At 65.0% G+C, this 16,984-nt stretch carries 18 protein-coding genes, 1 tRNA gene and 1 pseudogene; 13 read left to right on the top strand and 7 right to left on the bottom strand.

Annotated features, from left to right (window positions below; translation table 11 throughout):
- Positions 1-2: 2 nt before the first annotated feature.
- The 8 genes from E9232_RS35440 (at position 3) to curA (ending at position 6,296) form a co-directional block, all read left to right on the top strand.
- The gene (locus tag E9232_RS35440; protein WP_309802183.1) at positions 3-932 is read left to right on the top strand and encodes a type II secretion system F family protein; all 930 of its coding nucleotides are present in this window, start codon (positions 3-5) and stop codon (positions 930-932) included.
- Positions 933-947: 15 nt separating this feature from the next.
- Positions 948-1,709: a tetratricopeptide repeat protein gene (locus tag E9232_RS35435; RefSeq protein ID WP_309802182.1), complete on the top strand. Its 762-nt coding sequence runs from the start codon at positions 948-950 to the stop codon at positions 1,707-1,709.
- A complete protein-coding gene (locus E9232_RS35430; protein WP_309802181.1) occupies positions 1,706-2,056 on the top strand; it encodes a hypothetical protein in 351 nt (116 codons plus the stop codon). Before E9232_RS35435 ends, E9232_RS35430 begins: the two co-directional genes overlap by 4 nt.
- Positions 2,053-3,906 (top strand): pilus assembly protein TadG-related protein, encoded by a 1,854-nt coding sequence (locus E9232_RS35425; protein ID WP_309802180.1) that lies wholly within the window; start codon positions 2,053-2,055, stop codon positions 3,904-3,906. Before E9232_RS35430 ends, E9232_RS35425 begins: the two co-directional genes overlap by 4 nt.
- Positions 3,907-3,976: 70 nt before the next feature.
- Positions 3,977-4,150 carry a Flp family type IVb pilin gene (locus E9232_RS35420; RefSeq protein ID WP_309802179.1) on the top strand — a complete coding sequence of 58 codons (174 nt, stop codon included), beginning with the start codon at positions 3,977-3,979 and terminating at the stop codon, positions 4,148-4,150.
- Between the two features lie 26 nt (positions 4,151-4,176).
- On the top strand, positions 4,177-4,683 hold the full coding sequence (locus E9232_RS35415) for a TadE family protein (protein WP_309802224.1): 507 nt from the start codon (positions 4,177-4,179) through the stop codon (positions 4,681-4,683).
- Positions 4,683-5,165 (top strand): prepilin peptidase, encoded by a 483-nt coding sequence (locus E9232_RS35410; protein WP_309802178.1) that lies wholly within the window; start codon positions 4,683-4,685, stop codon positions 5,163-5,165. The genes E9232_RS35415 and E9232_RS35410 overlap by 1 nt, the downstream gene beginning before the upstream one ends.
- A gap of 108 nt (positions 5,166-5,273) precedes the next feature.
- Positions 5,274-6,296 carry an NADPH-dependent curcumin/dihydrocurcumin reductase gene (gene curA, locus E9232_RS35405; protein ID WP_309802176.1) on the top strand — a complete coding sequence of 341 codons (1,023 nt, stop codon included), beginning with the start codon at positions 5,274-5,276 and terminating at the stop codon, positions 6,294-6,296.
- A 7-nt stretch (positions 6,297-6,303) separates the two neighbouring features.
- Here curA and E9232_RS35400 read toward each other — a convergent pair whose 3' ends face one another.
- Complete coding sequence (locus E9232_RS35400) at positions 6,304-6,492, bottom strand: hypothetical protein (RefSeq protein WP_309802175.1); 189 nt, start codon at positions 6,490-6,492, stop codon at positions 6,304-6,306.
- Positions 6,492-6,680 carry a hypothetical protein gene (locus E9232_RS35395; protein ID WP_309802174.1) on the bottom strand — a complete coding sequence of 63 codons (189 nt, stop codon included), beginning with the start codon at positions 6,678-6,680 and terminating at the stop codon, positions 6,492-6,494. The genes E9232_RS35400 and E9232_RS35395 overlap by 1 nt, the downstream gene beginning before the upstream one ends.
- A gap of 330 nt (positions 6,681-7,010) precedes the next feature.
- Here E9232_RS35395 and E9232_RS35390 point away from each other — a divergent pair, with 330 nt between their 5' ends.
- The 4 genes from E9232_RS35390 to E9232_RS35375 all read left to right on the top strand — a co-directional run bounded on the left by E9232_RS35390 (position 7,011) and on the right by E9232_RS35375 (position 12,061).
- Positions 7,011-8,399, top strand: a complete 1,389-nt coding sequence (locus E9232_RS35390; RefSeq protein ID WP_309802173.1) for an MATE family efflux transporter — start codon at positions 7,011-7,013, stop codon at positions 8,397-8,399.
- 181 nt (positions 8,400-8,580) lie between these two features.
- On the top strand, positions 8,581-11,352 hold the full coding sequence (gene gyrA / locus E9232_RS35385) for a DNA gyrase subunit A (RefSeq protein ID WP_309802172.1): 2,772 nt from the start codon (positions 8,581-8,583) through the stop codon (positions 11,350-11,352).
- 14 nt (positions 11,353-11,366) lie between these two features.
- Positions 11,367-11,882: a pantetheine-phosphate adenylyltransferase gene (gene coaD, locus E9232_RS35380; protein WP_309802171.1), complete on the top strand. Its 516-nt coding sequence runs from the start codon at positions 11,367-11,369 to the stop codon at positions 11,880-11,882.
- Positions 11,883-11,985: 103 nt separating this feature from the next.
- A tRNA-Lys gene (locus E9232_RS35375) sits at positions 11,986-12,061 on the top strand.
- 134 nt (positions 12,062-12,195) lie between these two features.
- On the opposite strand, the pseudogene E9232_RS35895 reads toward E9232_RS35375, so the two are convergent.
- From E9232_RS35895 to E9232_RS35355, 5 genes and pseudogenes are all read right to left on the bottom strand, one after another.
- Positions 12,196-12,756, bottom strand: a pseudogene (locus tag E9232_RS35895) (tyrosine-type recombinase/integrase); the annotation flags it as partial.
- A gap of 419 nt (positions 12,757-13,175) precedes the next feature.
- On the bottom strand, positions 13,176-13,427 hold the full coding sequence (locus E9232_RS35370; RefSeq protein ID WP_309802169.1) for a hypothetical protein: 252 nt from the start codon (positions 13,425-13,427) through the stop codon (positions 13,176-13,178).
- 192 nt (positions 13,428-13,619) lie between these two features.
- The gene (locus tag E9232_RS35365; RefSeq protein WP_309802223.1) at positions 13,620-13,826 is read right to left on the bottom strand and encodes a helix-turn-helix transcriptional regulator; all 207 of its coding nucleotides are present in this window, start codon (positions 13,824-13,826) and stop codon (positions 13,620-13,622) included.
- Positions 13,827-14,234: 408 nt separating this feature from the next.
- Positions 14,235-14,789 carry a carboxymuconolactone decarboxylase family protein gene (locus tag E9232_RS35360; RefSeq protein WP_309802167.1) on the bottom strand — a complete coding sequence of 185 codons (555 nt, stop codon included), beginning with the start codon at positions 14,787-14,789 and terminating at the stop codon, positions 14,235-14,237.
- 211 nt (positions 14,790-15,000) lie between these two features.
- Positions 15,001-15,903 carry a LysR family transcriptional regulator gene (locus E9232_RS35355; protein ID WP_309802165.1) on the bottom strand — a complete coding sequence of 301 codons (903 nt, stop codon included), beginning with the start codon at positions 15,901-15,903 and terminating at the stop codon, positions 15,001-15,003.
- A 482-nt stretch (positions 15,904-16,385) separates the two neighbouring features.
- Between E9232_RS35355 and E9232_RS35350 the strand changes: the two genes are divergently transcribed.
- Positions 16,386-16,754 (top strand): response regulator, encoded by a 369-nt coding sequence (locus E9232_RS35350; RefSeq protein ID WP_309802163.1) that lies wholly within the window; start codon positions 16,386-16,388, stop codon positions 16,752-16,754.
- Positions 16,755-16,984: the final 230 nt, after the last annotated feature.

Genomic DNA, 16,984 nt, shown 5'->3' with positions numbered 1-16,984 from the left:
TCATGCCGCTGCCGCCCTTCGAATTCGTGGTCTTCGTTTTTATCGCGGCGTCCAGCGTCATCTTCATTGGCCTGGGGTTGCGCGGCATTCGGCACGAGACACGGCTCAACCGGCGCCTGACCGGCCTGGGCGAACGTGCGCGCGACAACGGTACAGGAGGCGTGAGTACAGGAGGTGTATCGCTCGGCTGGCTTCGCCCGTTCGAACGCATCTTTGTCGCTGGCAGCAAGGATCGTGAAGAGATCGCGCGGTATCTGCGGGCGGCCGGCTACTATGATCCCCAGGCGGTCCTGATCTTCGCTGCTCTCCGCTTGGCGGCGGTGATCGCTGTCGCGGCCGGAACTGGCCTCGTGCTGTGGTTGACCGGCCGATGGGCAGGGCTGGCGCGGTTCTATCCGCTGGTGGGGGGGGCCGTCGTCTATCTGCTGGCCAAGTTCGTTTTGCAATGGCGCGCTTCGGTACGCCAGCGACGGGTGGGCGCGGAACTGCCTTTTCTACTCGATCTCCTGCTCTTGATGCTCGAAAGCGGCATCAGCCTCGACCAGTGTTTTCGGTCCATGGCTCAATCCTTGGACGAGGCGGCACCGATATCGAGACAGGCTGTTGCGGTGATGGTCGAAGATATCCAACGCGGCATGCCCTACGATCAGGCGCTGGATCGGTGGGCGGAGCGGCTGGGTGTCGCCGGGATCCGTGAACTCGCTGCTATGTTCAAGCAGACGCTGACGCACGGAACGGAATTGGGCGCCGCTCTACGAGAGTTTGTGAAGGAATTTTCTGAAAAGCGGGTTTCGAGGGCACGCGAAAGCATTGGCCGGAAAACAGCCAAGATGACTGTCGTGATGATTGTTTTTTTGATGCCCGCTTTGTTCATCGTGCTTTGCGGGCCAGCCGTGGTGTCGCTGATGGCCAATCTGACAAGGACGGGATGAGCCATGCCAATCCGCATGCGTTTTTTCGCCCTGATCCTTTTGCCCTGGCTGTCTGCCTGCTCCGGCCTGTTCGGCGGCGACGGGGCGCCGCGGCACGATCCGTCCCCGGCCGATCAGATGCCGCAGGCGGCAGCGCTTGATGCCGACAATTCCCGCGATCTCTATCTCGGCATCGTCGACAAACTGCGCCAGGGCGGCAAGTCGCGGGCTGCACTCGCCTACCTCGACGACTACGACAACCGACATCCAGGCGACGTCCGGTCCCAGACCCTGCGCGCCGATTCTTTCCTCGACATCCAGGACTATGCCCGGGCCGAGGCGATCTACCGGCAACTGGTGGACGGCGACCAAGCGGCGGCGGCCTATGACGGTCTCGGCCGCGTCGCTGCGGGGCGTGGCGATTGGGCCAAGGCCCGGGCGCAGTTCCACGAGGCGGTCCGGCGCGAGCCGATCAACGTCAAGTACCTGAACGATCTCGGCTTCGCCGAAATGCGCATCGCCTCTTATGACGAGGCGCTGTTCACCTTGCGCCAGGCCACCGAACTGGCGCCCGACAACGCCATGGTCCGCAACAACCTGATCCTGTGCCTCGATGTCGCCGGCCAGGGCGATGCGGCAAAGGCCATGCTCGGCCGGATCGCCACCGTCCAGGAGCGCCGGGCGGTGGAGCAGATGGTGAAGACCGCCCGCAGCCAGATGCGGGGGCCGGCCACCGCCGGCACCGCTGCCACGACCCCACCCCGGCGTTTGGCCCAAGCTTCGGAGACCCAGCCATGATGCGCATCTGCCTGCCGCTGCTGTGTACCGCTCTTCTGGCTCTGTCGCCCGCTGCTGCCGCGGCGCAGCAGGTGCTGGTGCCGGCGCGCCCGCTTCTGACGCCCCAGACATCAGCGGCCGAGTGGCCGGGCAACAGCCGGGCGGCAGAGGTTATCCGGCAGCAGGAGCAACGGCGCCCGCGGACGGCCGGGCAGGGCGGTCTCGACGGCCTCGAGGCGGGCGCCATCTACCAGAATTACATTCGGCAGATCGGCAAGTCACCGGCCAACGGCCCCAACGGCTCGGGCTTTGGCGAGCCCAGCCAGTTCGGCAGCGGCAATTCTTCGGGTTACGGGCAATCACGATGAAACCTCGCCGCAACCGGGCGGGTCTGTCCCACGAAAGGGGCGCTCTCTCGGTTTATACCGCGCTGATCATGACGCTTCTGTTGGGCACGGCGGCGATGGCGACCGATGTCGGCCTCTGGTACTCCAAGAGACGGGACCTGCAATCGGCCACGGATGCGGCGGCTCTCGCTGCCGCCTATAAGCCATCGCAGGCTCAGGTGATTGCTGCGGATCTTCTGTCGCGCAATGGGTTCGGCGCAGACACGCCGCCGACCGTCTCGACAGGCACCTATTGCGACAACGCCAGTCTGGCACCGGATGCGCGCTATTTCACGGGTGTCGTCACGTGCCCCAACGCCGGCTATGTCGCGACGGCCCCGAATGCCGTCCGGATCTCGACCCAGACAGAAGCACCGCTTGGCCTTTCCCGCGCCCTTCTGCCCGATGGCGGGCCGTACCGGACGAGCGTTTCTGCCACGGCCGCACGGATCGACGAGGCCGCTTTCCAGGCGGGGACGGGCCTCGTCAACCTCAATGGTGGTATTGCCAATGCGCTGCTCGGCAGTCTGCTCGGCACCACTATCAACCTTTCGGCCGTGCAATATGACGGGCTGGTCAACACGGACATCGATGCACTGAGCTTCCTCGATGCCCTGGCGACCCATGTCAATCTCTCGGCGCTCACCTACGACCAGGTGTTGCAGAGCCGGGCGCAGATCGGCGACGTTCTGGACGCGACGATCGACGTGCTGGATCGACAGCCCAACCTCACGGCCATTGCGGCACAGGCGCTCGGCGGGCTGCTCTCGCTGAAAGCGGCGATCGTCGGAAATCCGGATATCCATCTGGGCAACCTGCTCGATCTCGGCGTCTGGAAGAACCAGCCGGTCGGCGGCACGACATCGCCGACGGCTTTGCAGGCGGACTTGAATCTATTCCAGCTCGTCAGCTTTGCGGCCCAACTCGCCAACGGACGCAACGCGGTCGCCATACCGCAGCTGGGTCTGAATCTGGGGCCGGTGGCCAGCATCTCCCTCGTCGCGACAGCGATCGAACCGCCGCAGAAACCCTTCTTCAGCTTCGGGCCGGTCGGCGTCCAGGTGCACACGGCGCAGATACGGATCCAATTGCTGCTCAAGCTGCTCGACACGGGACTTCTGGGCAATGGCGTCCGGCTTCCGCTCTATATCGAGGTCGCCCCCGGCGAGGCGACATTGGCCCGGATCGATTGTGGCTTGGAGCCTGCGAAGGACGCGACCGTGACGGTGAATGCCATCCCCGGGGTGGCTGCCATTTATATCGGCGAGGTCAACAGCAATGCGATGACGAACTTCTCGCAGGCACCGACCGTCTCCGACGCCAATATCATCGATCTGAGCGTGCTGGGGCTCCTGCAACTCGTTTCGCTGACCGGAAAGGCCAAGATTCAAATCCCTTCCCAAGGGCAGCCCGCCGCTCAGCCGCTGACCTTCTATCAGCCGCTCTCCGGAGAGGTCACCAAGCATGAGCCCCCGACGAACGAGGGCATCATCGGTCCGACCTCGGGTGAAGGGCAACGGGCTCGCGCGGTCAGCACAGGGTTGCTCGGCGGCCTCGGGCAGAGCCTCTACAACGGGCTCGATCTGCATGCCAAACTCTTGCTGAACCTCATCGTGATCGACCTCAAGCAGGGGAATTGCGGCGGGCTTCTCGGTCTCGTCTGCTGGGGCAACGGACAGCAGCGGACCAGTCTTCTCGGCATTCTCGCGAGCGTGCTCGGCGCGCTGGACCCATTGGTTGACGGGGTACTCAAGGCTCTCGGCCTCCAATTGGGGACGATGGATGTCTGGGTCACCGGTGTTCGCTGCGGGGTGCCAGTGCTCGTGCAGTAACAGGATACCGCCGGCGGTTCCGGGACGTCGGCGGGGATATTTCAACCCCGGCATGGTCTAGGAGGAATAAATGTTGCGGACGTTGGTTACGAAGACTCTGAAGCGTATCGGTCGCGACGATGCGGGCATCACGGCGGTGGAATATGCGGTTCTCGGCGGTCTCATTGCCGCGGCACTCGTTGTCGTGTTCGCCGCCTTTGAACCGGCACTGAAGACGGCGTTCACCAATATCCTGGCTCCCTGATCGAGGTGCAGGAGATGGCAGTGGCGATGCGTCCGGAATGCGATGCTTTGGCTGAGGTCGTGGCCGGACGCGACACGCCACGCGTCCCGGAATCGAATGCACCGGCGGGCGGCCGATCGCCCGCCGGTGCATCCGGCGACGGCGGGATGGTGGCGGTGGAATTCGCGCTGTTGGCGCCGCTTTTTCTCATCGTCTCGCTCGGCGTCATCGTCTATGGGCTTTATTTCGGCGCCTGGCTAGCGATCAACCAAGCGGCGGCGGAGGCGGCTCGGGCCTCTATCGCCGGCATGTCCTTCACCGAAAGAAGCACGCTGGCCCGGACAACGGCACAGACGATCATCGACGGCTACGCGACCTTGCTGGACATCAGCAAGGTCACGATCACCCCGGCGCAGGGGCCGGCGGCAAATCTGTTCCAGGTGAGCGTGACCTATGATCTGTCGAGCCACGACTTCTCGGTCATCGGCGGCCTGATTCCCGTGCCGACCCAAACTCCGACGGTAACCGCTATCGTCTCCAACGGTGGCTATTGATGGCAGGACTTGACTTCATCGCGCTGGGCCTTCTGGTCCTGCTCTTGCTGCCGGTCGTCGTGATCGACCTGCGAGAGAGCAGGATTCCGAATCTCTGCAACCTGGCGCTGGGTGTTGTCGGCTTGGCACAGGCGTTGGTTCGGAGTCCGACGCTCCAGACACTGGGTTTCACAGTGGGAGCCGGCGTGGTCACCTTCCTGCTCCTGGCCGGCACCGCCTGGCTGATGCAGAAGATCGACCGCCACGCCCGGATCGGCTGGGGCGACCTCAAATTCCTGACCGCTGCCAGCCTGTGGGTCGGGGTCCAGGGCAGCCTGATCGTGCTGGTCCTGGCCAGCGTGGCGGCGCTGGCCGCGACCCTGGCGCTGGCGCCGTGGCGCGGCGTGAAGTGGCGCGAGATGCGGCCGTTCGGCCCGGCCCTGGCGTTCGGCCTCCTGGTCGTCACCGTCACCGTCTTCATCCGCGGCGCGCCTGGGGTGTAGACCGTAGCTGGTGTTCAACGGGTTCAGCTGGTTGTTTCCGTGGAAAGCCCTTCAGTCGGCGCGTGAATGGTGCTTAGCTCCGCGCAACCGTTGTTGAGGGATGCTGAGATGAGCACCGATGTGAATCGCCGGATCCTGTTGGCCGCGCGGCCGGTGGGAGAGCCGCAGGAGGCCGATTTCCGGCTGGTGGAGGAGGCGGTGCCGACGGCCGGCCCCGGCCATCTGCTGCTGCGCACGCTGTGGCTGTCGCTCGACCCCTATATGCGCGGCCGGATGAGCGACGCGAAATCCTACGCCACCCCGGTGGAGATCGGCCAGGTCATGGTCGGCGGCGCGGTCAGCCGCGTGCTGGCCTCGAACCATCCCGGCTTCGCCGTGGGCGACATCGTCGAGGGCCGCACCGGCTGGCAGGATTATGCGGTGTCGGATGGCACCGGCCTGCGCAAGGTCGACCCGTCGCTGGCCCCGATCTCGACCGCGGTCGGCGTGCTCGGCATGCCCGGGATGACCGCCTATACGGGCCTGCTCACCATCGGCCAGCCCAAGCCGGGCGAGACCGTGGTGGTCTCGGCTGCCTCCGGCGCGGTCGGATCCGTAGTCGGCCAGATCGCCCGGATCAAGGGCGCCCGGGTGGTCGGCATCGCCGGCGGCGACCGCAAATGCGCCTATCTGACCGGGGAGCTGGGCTTCGACGCCGCCGTCGACCACCAGGCGTCGGACTTCGCCGCACGCCTGGCCGCGGCCGTGCCCGACGGCATCGACGTCTATTTCGAGAATGTCGGCGGCGCCGTGTTCGAGGCGGTGCGGCCGCTGTTCAACCCCTTCGCCCGCATCCCGGTCTGCGGGCTGATCGCCCAGTACAACGCCACCGGCCTGCCGCCGGGGCCCAACCTGGTGCCGTCGCTGATGCGCGAGGTGCTTTCGAAGCGCCTGACCCTGCGCGGCTTCATCGTCAGCGACTTCGCCGACCAGCAGGCCGCCTTCCTGCGCGACGTCTCCGGCTGGATCCGCGATGGGCAACTGCGCTACCGCGAGGATGTCGCCGAGGGGCTGGAGACCGCGCCGAAGACCTTCCTGCGCCTGTTCCGCGGCGAGAATTTCGGCAAGCTCCTGGTCAGGGTGGCGGAGTAGGGCGGGCTCAACGCAGGGGCGGCAGGCCGAGGTCGCGAAGGGCGTCGTCGCTCAGCGCCTCCAGCCGCAGCCGCGCGGGCCGTCCGGTCGCCCGCCGCTTGGGAAGGCCCGGGCCGCCCGCCAGCCGGCGCCACAGCCGTTCCAGAAGTCCGGCGGGGCGGGGGCGCAGCGGTGCGCGCAGAGTAACCGTGGTCATCACGCTCTCCTTGAAGCTGTCAGTGTCGGGCATGAGGCCGCCGGAACCATCTTCCGCACCGACACGATATCGATGTCGGCATCCCGTCCGGCGATGGCCGAAACCGGGCCATCGGTCAGCGCCGTCACCGTCTCGACGGCACGGCCGAGCTTGGCCCGGAAAATCACCACTTCGGTGAGGAATGCCATCGGCTTGTCTCCGGTGCGAACCCTCGGGGGCGGGGCTTCGATGCTGGTAGATTACGCGCCCTCTCCTGACAGCCTGGTGTCAGGAGACTTGCCGCGGCGTCCCGCTTTTTCCTGGCCTCGCAGCTATGGCCCGATCCCTCTCGCTGTGGTCTCGACAGGGAAGATGGGGCCGAACGCTGACGTACGTCATTCGATAAATCTGGAGAGTATCTGTACGTTTTTGTTCAGTCCGGCCGGTGCCGCCGCATGGCAGGCACGGCATTCGCAATGGCTGAATTCCGCCCGCCGCTGCTGCTAGGGTGCCGGCCCTGGGGAGGAAGGGGTCCGGCGATGTACCAAGTTCCGATTCGACCGGGCGAGAGCTGGCTGCGCGCCCGGGTCCGGCGTCATGTCCTCGAACTGCTGCGCCTGGCGTTGCCGGTGATCGTCGCCCGCGCCGGGCTGCTGTTCATGGCCCTGGTCGACACCATCTTCGTCGGCCGCTACGGCAGCGACGACCTGGCCCATCTCTCCATCGCCAACGCCGCGATCGGCCTGATGATGGCCACCGGCACCGGGCTGGTGTTGGGCACTCTGGTGATGACCGCCAACGCGCTCGGCCGCAACCGGCCGGAGGAGTGCGGCGCCGTCTGGCACCGCTCCCTGATCTATGGCGGCGCCTTCAGCCTGGTGATGGCGGTGGCATGCCATTTCATGGAGCCGGTGCTGATCCTGACCGGGCAGACGCCGGAGCTGTCGAAGGCGGGCGCCGAGATCGCCGTCATCCTCGGCTGGGGCGTACCGGCGGCGGCGGTCTACACCGTCACCGCCTTCTTCCTCGAGGGGCTGAAGCGGCCGCTGCCCGGCATGGTGGCGATGATCGCCGCCAATGTGCTGAACGCCCTGGTCAATTGGCTGCTGGTGTTCGGCAATCTCGGCTTTCCCGCGCTGGGCGCGGACGGCGCCGCCTGGGCCAGCACGGCGTCGCGCATCTTCCTGGCCCTCTGCCTGGTGGGCTACGTCTGGATCATGCCCGGTCATGCGGGCTTCGGCGTGCGGCACTGGCAGGGCTGGCGTTGGCGCGAATGGGCGCAGCAGCGCCGGCTCGGCTATGGCGGCGGCGCCAGCATCTTCCTCGAGGCGGGGGCCTTCACCGCGCTGACCTTCTTCGCCGGGCTGCTCGGCACCCTGCCGCTGGCCGCCTATTCGATCGGCCTCAACCTGATCTCGCTGATCTTCATGGTGGCGCTCGGCCTCGGCGCCGCCACCGCGGTGCGGGTCGGCGTCGCCCATGGACGGCGCGACCTCAAGGACATGGTGCTGGCCGGCTGGGTCGGGCTCGGTGTCAACTCGGTCGCCATGGCGCTGTTCGGGGCGGTGCTGTGGTTCGGGGCGAGGCCGATCGCCGAAGCCTACACCAACGACCCGGCGCTGATCCCGCTGCTGGTGCCGGTGATCCTGGTCGCGACCTTTATCCTGGTGGTCGATGGCGGCCAGGTGGTGGTGGCCAACGCCCTGCGCGGCCGCGGCGACGTGCTGACGCCGACGCTGCTGCACACCGTCTCCTACATCGTGGTGATGACGCCGCTGGGCTGGCTGCTCGGCGTCCATCTCGGCCGCGGCGCCCATGGGCTGTTCGAGGCGATCCTGATCGCCAGCGTGGTCTCGGTCTCGCTGCTGGCCTCGCGCTTCCACCTCCTGGCCCGGCGGGACGCGCGGGCGGTGGCCGCGGCGGGGTAGGGGCCTCGCTTCTGCTTGGGAATCCTGAGGATTCCCAAGCCGCTGGGGAGCCCTCCCGCGACCCCGGTCCGCCGCCTCGTTCCGGGTGGCGATCTGATTGTTCGCATCTGCGGAAACGTGCTAGCTTCGCCGCGCCCGGCAGGCTGCCCGGGCGCGTCCTTTCGCCAGTCCGGACAGTGCTTTGACCGATCGTCCTGTTACGCCGCCCCACTTCGACATCACCCCGGTGACGATCGAGGAGGAGATGAAACGCTCCTACCTCGACTACGCGATGAGCGTGATCGTCTCCCGTGCCTTGCCGGATGTCCGCGACGGCTTGAAGCCCGTCCATCGCCGCATCCTGTTCGCGATGAAGGAGGGCGGCTACGATTCGACCAAGCCGTTCAAGAAGTCGGCCCGCGTGGTCGGCGACGTCATGGGTAAGTATCACCCGCATGGCGACTCGTCGATCTACGAAGCCATGGTCCGCATGGCGCAGGATTTCTCGATGCGGCTGCCCCTGATCCAGGGGCAGGGCAATTTCGGGTCGATGGACGGCGATCCGGCGGCGGCGATGCGCTACACCGAGGCGCGCCTGGCCAAGGCCGCCGAGGCGATGCTGGACGACATCGACAAGGAAACCGTCGATTTCCAGCCGAACTACGACGAGACCCAGTCCGAACCGACGGTGCTGCCGTCGCGCTTCCCGAACCTGCTGGTCAACGGCGCCGGCGGCATCGCCGTCGGCATGGCCACCAACATCCCGCCGCACAATCTGGGCGAGGTGATCGACGCCTGCCTGGCGGTGATCGCCGATGCCGGCCTGAGTTCCGAGGACCTGAACCTGATCGTCCAGGGCCCGGACTTCCCGACCGGCGCCAGCATCCTGGGCCGGTCCGGCATCCGCTCGGCCTTCACCACCGGCCGCGGCAGCGTGGTGATGCGGGCGAAGTCCTCGATCGAGGAGATCCGCAAGGACCGTGAAGGGATCATCTTCACCGAGATCCCGTTCCAGGTGAACAAGTCGCGGCTGATGGAGCGCATCGCCGAGGTCGTCAACGACAAGATCGTCGAGGGCATCTCCGAACTGCGCGACGAAAGCGATCGCGATGGCGTGCGCATCGTGGTCGAGCTGAAGCGCGACGCCAATGCCGATGTCGTGCTGAACCAGCTGTACCGCTACACGCCGCTGCAGACCTCGTTCGGCGTCAACATGCTGGCGCTGAACGGCGGCCGGCCGGAACTGCTGAACCTCAGGCAGATCATCGATGCCTTCATCGCCTTCCGTGAGGAGGTGATCACCCGGCGCACCCGCTTCCTGCTGACCCGCGCCCGCGACCGCGCCCATGTCCTGGTCGGTCTTGCCACCGCCGTGGTCAACATCGACCGGGTGATCGAGCTGATCCGCCGCGCCGCCGACCCGCAGGCCGCGCGCGAGGAGCTGATGGCCACGGCGTGGCCGGCCGGCGAGATCGCGCCGCTGATCGCGCTGGTCGACGAACCCGGCCGCCCGCTGGCCGAGGACGGCACCTACCGGCTGTCCGAGCTGCAGGCCCGTGCCATCCTCGACCTGCGCCTGCACCGCCTGACCGGGCTGGAGCGCGACAAGATCGGCGACGACCTGCGCGCCATCGTCGCCGAGATCCAGGAATACCTCGCCATCCTGGCCAGCCGCGAGAAGCTGCTGCAGATCCTGCGCGACGAGCTGGCCGAGATCAAAGAGCAGTTCGCCACGCCGCGGAAGACCGAGATCCTCGATCTCGAATTCGAGGCCGACATCGAGGACCTGATCCAGCGCGAGGACATGGTCGTCACCGTCTCGAACGGCGGCTACATCAAGCGCGTGCCGCTGTCGACCTACCGGGCGCAGCGCCGCGGCGGCAAGGGCCGTTCCGGCATGGCGACGAAGGAGGAGGATTTCGTCTCCGACCTGTTCGTCGCCAACACCCACACGCCGATGCTGTTCTTCTCCAGCCGCGGCATCGTCTACAAGATGAAGGTCTACCGCCTGCCGATCGGCACGCCGCAGGCGCGCGGCAAGGCGCTGGTCAACATGCTGCCGCTGGAGCAGGGCGAGACCATCTCGACGGTCATGCCGTTGCCGGAGGACGAGAGCACCTGGGACCAGTTGTACGTCATGTTCGCGACCGCCAGCGGCGGCGTGCGCCGCAACAGCCTGGCCGACTTCACCAGCATCAATCGCAACGGCAAGATCGCGATGAAGCTGGACGAGGGCGACAGCCTGATCGGCGTCAAGGTCTGCAGCGACGACCAGGATGTGCTGCTGGCCACCCATGTCGGCATGTGCATCCGCTTCCCGGTCACCGACGTCCGCGTCTTCAAGGGCCGCGATTCGACCGGGGTGCGCGGCATCCGCCTGGGCGATGACGACCGCGTCATCTCGATCTCGATCCTGCACCATCTCAACGCCACGCCGGACGAGCGCGCGAACTACCTGCGCATGGCCAATGCCGCGCGCCGCGCCGAAGGCGAAGAGACCGACGGCGAGGACAGCCAGGCGGTGGAGGAGCACGACCTCGATCCCGCACGCTTCGCCGCTCTGGAAGGGGTGGAGGAGTTCATCCTGACCGTCAGCGAGCAAGGCTTCGGCAAGCTCAGCTCGGCCTATGGCTACCGCATCACCGGCCGCGGCGGCAAAGGCATCTGGACCATGGCGATGGGCGAGAAGAACACCGCCGTGACCGCCTGCTTCCCGATCTCGCAGAACCAGGAGATCATCCTGGTGACCGATGGCGGCCAGCTGATCCGCTGCCCGGTCGCCGATGTCCGGATCGCGGCGCGCAAGACCATGGGCGTGCGGCTGTTCAACGTGGCCGACGGCGAACATGTCGTCTCGGTCGCTGCGGTGCCGGAAGAGAACGACGAGGACGGAGTCGAAACCGACGCGACCGGGGAAGACGGCGCCGCGGGGGATGAACAGGGTGACGCCGCGTCGGGCGGCGACGGCGCATAAGGAAAGACGGACCTATGGCCAAGTCTCGCACCGGGGTCTATCCCGGCACGTTCGACCCGATCACCAAGGGCCATATGGACATCATCCAGCGGGCGACCAGGATCGTCGATCACCTGGTCGTAGCCGTCGCCCGCAACGACGGCAAAGGCCCGTTGTTCTCGACCGACGAGCGGGTCGAGCTGGTGCGGGCCGACGTGGCGCCGCTGGTGGCGCAGGGCATCTCGATCGAGGTCCGCTCCTTCGACGTCCTGCTGATGCACTTCGCCGCCTCGGTCGGGGCCACCACGGTGGTCCGCGGCCTGCGCGCCGTGTCGGATTTCGAGTACGAATTCCAGATGGCCGGGATGAACGCCAAGATCAATCCGGTGATCGAGACGGTGTTCCTGATGGCGTCGGACCGCTACCAGTTCATCTCCTCGCGCTTCGTCAAGGAGATCGGGCGGCTGGGCGGTGACATCGCCCCCTTCGTCAGCCCGCTGGTGGCCAAGCGCCTGAACGAGCAGTTCTCGCGCGGGCTGCCGAAGGAGTAGGGCGGAATTCATGCCGACCAAGGCCTTGCCGGGTGTTGACCGTCGGGCGGGGCCTCCCTAATGTGCGCCGCGCCTGCCCGGGACCAGCCCGGGCGGGCCGTGTGAGCCGGTAGCTCAGTCGGTAGAGCAGAGGCCTTTTAAGCCCCTGGTCGTGGGTTCGAGTCCCACCCGGCTCACCATTCCCCATGCTAAGCAGTTGACTTAAAGGAGGGTTTGTAGATTTGGCTGGTAAGGTTTGTAACTCCTTGCCCGCCAGATGCTCGGTCATCTTGCTCACGGCGGCCTTCGCGAGGAGCTTCTGCCGGGCTGCGGCCACGTAGCGCTCGACCTCCTTGATCGACTTATGTCCGGTGATCGACATGATCTCCATCGTGCTGCATCCGGCTTCGGCGAGCCGGCGCGCGGCCGCCTTCCGGAGGCCGTGTAGGACGCAGCGATCCGGCACGCCGGAGGCGCCGATCTTGTCGGCCATCCAGTTGCCGAACCCGTTCGACGTGAACGGCTGTCCGTACTGCGTCGTGAGAATCACTGTGTGGCAGCGCGGTGTGGACCGAAGCGCTTCGCGGAGATGGGGATGGACCGGGATGACGATGCTCTCGTCCTTGGCCTCCTGGTCCGTCTTCTTCTGTGCAAGGGTTATCGTGCCGGCCGTTTCGTTGTAGTCGCTCCAGCGCATCTTCACGATGTCGCTCTTGCGTTGGCCAGTGTAGAGCGCGAGGGCGAAGGCGGTCCGCTCCATCGTCCCGACCGGCCACCGCCGTTCGTAGGCCGCCAGCTCCTCCTCGGTCCAGGTGTGGAAGGTGCCGGACGGGAAGAACGCGATCTCCCGCGTCGGATCGTCCGTCCGCCACTTCAATCGGATCGCTAACTTCATCAGAGCGCGGAGACGCTTCAGCAGATTGTTCGCGGCGGCCGGCGTTTCGGATTTCCCCGAGATGATCTTCTCGGCGTCTTCGTAGCGCATTTGCGCCACGAGCCGGTGGCCGTGCTCTTTGACGAAAGCGTCGATGATCCCGCGAACGGCGCGCCGGGTGTCGGGCTTCTGCATCTTGAACGCGGTCGTGTTGTAGTATTCGAATGCCAGCCGGTCGAACGTGCCCGGCTTACCCCGCATATTTTTGCCTGGCTCCTTGGGGGCTAAGTGCTTGGCCGCCTCGTAGTAGGCGGCGATGTACTCCGGCGAGCCGGGCCTCCCCGGCAGCGGAACTGCGACGCCGCCGGGCGGCCGGAAGTAGTGCCGCTCTTTGCCGTGCCGGTCCTTAAACCGGTTGATGTAGCGCAACCGCACAGTGGTCATCGGAAGTCGGCCCAGGTGTCCTCTTCATCGCCGCCGCCTTCATGCGGCAGGGCTTTGAACGCGTCGCGCAGTTCGTCGACATCCCAGACGAGCCTGCCGTCAATCCTGCGCGGGCGCGGCATGCGCTTGTCGACGACCATCTCCTTGAACTTCGATGCGCTGATGCCGACCGCGGCCGCCGCCTCCGGACCCGGCAACCCGAATACCAGGGGCAACCTTGCTGCTATCTCAACGCGACGTTCACTCATGCGGTCCTCGCGACGGTCCGCGGCGGTCAGCGACCGTCACAACATCATCTCGACAGCGATTCATCACCTCCGGCATCGCTCTACCCGTGCCAATGAGTCCTCGGCAACAGAGCTGCGCCCGGGAGGCGGGCGAATCAATCCACCGAGACCGTCCGGGGCGGGAAGGGCGGGCCCTCGGCGGCAGAAGCGCCTCTAGGCGCTGGAGCTCGACTTCTTCAACCGCACCCCGGATCCGCCGCCATTCTCCGGGATGAACTCGATCCCAGCTGCCTCCAGTGCAGCTCGGATAGCGGCCTTGTTATTGGGAAACGGCGTACGTGCACCCCGCTCGAAGTCCACGATCGTCTGGCGAGCAACGCGTGCTTCTTCAGCGAGTTTGGTCTGGCTCCATCCAAGCATGGCGCGAGCGCCCCGGCATTGCTCAACAGATATCTCGTTGCTGGGCACCATAACACGTCTTTTTGATTGATGTTAGGCATTATGATCAGTTAAGATCGTCGATACTGTAGCATCACTGACCGCAGAGCGGCCGGACGAGGTGGTGGCACACCTCGTCCGGCCTGACCCCGCCGCCAAGGCGAGCTCCCGAAAAGCGGACCCGAGGGCAGGAGGCGGGTCGATCCCCTCTTCATACGTTTAGGGACCTCGCGAACTTCTTCGATCCGGAGGCGCCGCCCGGCGAAATGGGTACCCTGATATAGTCCGGCCAGGATCATCAATTGCGCAATGTCCATTGCCCGGCTAGGAACGAATAGGTGTCGAGGAGGTGGGCCGGACGGGCCACTTTGCATCCGGCCCATCTGCCATTCAGGCCACCGCCTTCTTGGTCTGGAGCGGTGGGAAGACAGAGTCGATGTCGGTCTTGAAGGTGTTGTTGAAAATGTTGGTGATGAAGCTGAACGCGGTCTCGGCGACGATATCGACGATCTGCGCGTCGGTGAAACCGGCGGCGCGCACAGCCTGCACATCGGCGTCCTCGATGTGACCGCGGTTTTTGGCGACCTTGTAGGCGAACTGCAGCGCGGCGTCCGCTTGCGGGTCCGTCGAGTGGCCCTCGCGGTTGAGCTCCATGTCTTCTGCGGTTAAGCCCTGCAGCTTGCCACCGAGGAAGGTGTGGGCCGACAGGCAGTAATTGCAACCGTTGACTTCGGCCGTCATCACGTGGATGCGTTCGCGGGTCTTGTGGCCGAGGCTCTTGCCCAGGGCGGCGTGCATGTCGGCGATCGCCTTCAAGGCGTCCGGCGACTGCGAGATCATCGCGAAGAAGTTGGGGACCAGGCCGAGGACCTTCACATAGTTCTGGAGGATCGGCTGGGACTTGGCGGGAGCTTCTTCGATGGTAGGGACGGCGATGCGGGTCATGGTCTTTCTCCTTAGAACCGGGCCACAACGGCTTCGGTGAGGAGGAAGATGCGGGGTTTTGCGAGGAATAATAATGCGCTGTTATTGAGAGTGTTACTTCCGTGGTGTGGAAGAAGCGAGCTCGTTGGTGGTGGAAGCACCGAGGTGCCGGAGCAAACTGCCTAACGGTTGAGAAGCCGTCCCAGGGCGAGGCGTCGCGAAATAGTCCGGTTCAGATCGCCGGACCGTCGCCCAGCGTCGACAGGGCGGCCCGCAATTGGCTGGCGGCGAAATCCAGAAAGACCCGCATTTTTTGGGGCAGCAAACCGCGTGCGGCATGCACGAGATGAACGGGGATCGGCTCAACGTCGAAATCCTGCAGGACATGGACAAGCGTTCCCGCGCGGAGAGCATCGGCGCAGTGATAGCGATAGACTCTAGTCAGACCCGTGCGGCGGAGCGCTGCTTGAACTGCGGCTTCTGCCGTCGTCACCGACAGCCGGGGGATGATGTTGACGCCGAACTCGCGCTCGCTGGCCGGATCTCGGAAAGACCAGCTCGTGGTGGCCGGCCCGGCGAAAATCACGCAGGGGAACTTCTCCAGCTCCCTCGGGTGCTTCGGCACGCCATGAACTGCAAGCAGCTCTGGCGAGGCACATACCAGGGTGTCCATGGAGCCAACGCGGGTCGCGATCATAGTGCTGTCCGGCAGCGCGCCAAGGCGAACCGCCATGTCGACGTGCTCGTCGTACAGATGAAGATTTTGATCCGACAGAAGAAGCCGGACATTGATTTCGGGGTAGGCGGCGAGAAAGTCAGTGACTATCGGGAGAATATACATCTGGCCGAACAGCACGGGCGCTGTCAGCACAAGCTCACCCCGCGGCGTAGTGTACTCACCGGATGCCGTCCTTTCAACTTCCTCAATTTCCTCCATGATCCGTTTGACGCCCTCGACGTAGTTCTGGCCTGCGTCGGTTAGCGTGAGCTTTCGGGTCGAACGCTGCAGCAGCTTCGTCCCGAGATGGGCTTCGAGCTGACTCACCTTTCGGCTGATTGTCGGCAGCGGCATGTTCAGTGCTTTCGCAGCGGCCGTCAGGCTCCCCTTTTCGACCGTAAGCAGCACGATCGACATCGCTTCTAATCGGTCCACCGCTTCTTCCGCTCTATGGAAGCTATCCCACTAACGGCCCCACATTATTCGTCTGCACGGAACATCACAACCTCCGCAACACGGCTTCGTCGGACCCGGGCACGGGCTGTCTGACGCTTCTTCATGTCTTGACAGTTAGATTGCTGAAATCAGCACATTATTTCGTAGAAAAAATTGAGGACACCGTTTCGCACAAGCCAATTAGGCTCAATTTGAAAGCGATAGATCAATCGCGCAGATCTGACCGGCATGGGGCCAGTGCGATCAGCTCCGCTTCCTGAGGGGCGAACATGACGGCGGGTTTCGGGCCGCCCGCCGTTCGGTTAGCCGACCGGAACCGGCGGAAAGCGGAAGTGCGACATTTGGATCACAGGCGCGTGCTCTCGCTGCTCGACCGCACGCTCTGGCGGCACGATGGCTTGCCCAGCGCGTTGTTACTCGGGCCACTCAGGAGGGGCTCCCGGATGACAACGACATTGATTGCAGAGGATGAACCTACAATCCTGGTGTTAGCGGAAGGTTTTGTCGCCGCGCTCGGACACTCAACCTTGACCGCACACAATGGCGTCGAGGCTCTTGCGCTTATCGAGAGCGAAGCGTCGATCGATCTTCTTTTCACTGATATCAATTTCGGAATGGAGCCGGACGGATTTGTTCTCGCCAAAACGGCTCGCGAACGGCGACCGGAGTTGAAGGTCCTGTACACCTCCGGGCAGGCAATGACAGATGGAATGCAGGCGTTGATGGTTGAGGGCGCCGTGTTCCTTCCCAAACCATACACTCCGGAGGACCTTATGGCCTCCGTCACCTCCTTGTTGCCGCAGCCGAACTAGGGCCATTGGTTCGATTGGTCGTCGTATCGCACCGTTTCTCCCGGCAATCACTGTGATCGCCGGCCGCCTTGTGGCGGCTCAGGGTCCAGGCCGTGTGAAAAGACTGCGGTCTGATACACTGCCCAAGGGCTGAGCGGGGGGTAGGCGTGAAGCGTTTCGTCGAGGGTCAGGACCGTCGTCAGATCACGCTACTGCCGGACTGCGTGGACGACTACGTCGGCGAGGACAAT

Source organism: Inquilinus ginsengisoli, assembly GCF_031453975.1.
GTDB lineage: Bacteria > Pseudomonadota > Alphaproteobacteria > DSM-16000 > Inquilinaceae > Inquilinus > Inquilinus ginsengisoli_A.
The sequence above is the reverse complement of the archived record's forward strand: the minus strand, read 5'-3'. Positions and strand labels throughout refer to the sequence as shown.

What these genes read in the sequence shown, in the direction of transcription:
- E9232_RS35440 (WP_309802183.1), top strand. Translation starts at nt 3, where the DNA reads ATGCCGCTGCCGCCCTTCGAATTCGTGGTCTTCGTTTTTATCGCGGCG.
- E9232_RS35435 (WP_309802182.1), top strand. Translation starts at nt 948, where the DNA reads ATGCGTTTTTTCGCCCTGATCCTTTTGCCCTGGCTGTCTGCCTGCTCC.
- E9232_RS35430 (WP_309802181.1), top strand. Translation starts at nt 1,706, where the DNA reads ATGATGCGCATCTGCCTGCCGCTGCTGTGTACCGCTCTTCTGGCTCTG.
- E9232_RS35425 (WP_309802180.1), top strand. Translation starts at nt 2,053, where the DNA reads ATGAAACCTCGCCGCAACCGGGCGGGTCTGTCCCACGAAAGGGGCGCT.
- E9232_RS35420 (WP_309802179.1), top strand. Translation starts at nt 3,977, where the DNA reads ATGTTGCGGACGTTGGTTACGAAGACTCTGAAGCGTATCGGTCGCGAC.
- E9232_RS35415 (WP_309802224.1), top strand. Translation starts at nt 4,177, where the DNA reads ATGCGTCCGGAATGCGATGCTTTGGCTGAGGTCGTGGCCGGACGCGAC.
- E9232_RS35410 (WP_309802178.1), top strand. Translation starts at nt 4,683, where the DNA reads ATGGCAGGACTTGACTTCATCGCGCTGGGCCTTCTGGTCCTGCTCTTG.
- curA (WP_309802176.1), top strand. Translation starts at nt 5,274, where the DNA reads ATGAGCACCGATGTGAATCGCCGGATCCTGTTGGCCGCGCGGCCGGTG.
- E9232_RS35400 (WP_309802175.1), bottom strand. Translation starts at nt 6,492, where the DNA reads ATGACCACGGTTACTCTGCGCGCACCGCTGCGCCCCCGCCCCGCCGGA.
- E9232_RS35395 (WP_309802174.1), bottom strand. Translation starts at nt 6,680, where the DNA reads ATGGCATTCCTCACCGAAGTGGTGATTTTCCGGGCCAAGCTCGGCCGT.
- E9232_RS35390 (WP_309802173.1), top strand. Translation starts at nt 7,011, where the DNA reads ATGTACCAAGTTCCGATTCGACCGGGCGAGAGCTGGCTGCGCGCCCGG.
- coaD (WP_309802171.1), top strand. Translation starts at nt 11,367, where the DNA reads ATGGCCAAGTCTCGCACCGGGGTCTATCCCGGCACGTTCGACCCGATC.
- E9232_RS35370 (WP_309802169.1), bottom strand. Translation starts at nt 13,427, where the DNA reads ATGAGTGAACGTCGCGTTGAGATAGCAGCAAGGTTGCCCCTGGTATTC.
- E9232_RS35365 (WP_309802223.1), bottom strand. Translation starts at nt 13,826, where the DNA reads ATGCTTGGATGGAGCCAGACCAAACTCGCTGAAGAAGCACGCGTTGCT.
- E9232_RS35360 (WP_309802167.1), bottom strand. Translation starts at nt 14,789, where the DNA reads ATGACCCGCATCGCCGTCCCTACCATCGAAGAAGCTCCCGCCAAGTCC.
- E9232_RS35355 (WP_309802165.1), bottom strand. Translation starts at nt 15,903, where the DNA reads ATGTCGATCGTGCTGCTTACGGTCGAAAAGGGGAGCCTGACGGCCGCT.
- E9232_RS35350 (WP_309802163.1), top strand. Translation starts at nt 16,386, where the DNA reads ATGACAACGACATTGATTGCAGAGGATGAACCTACAATCCTGGTGTTA.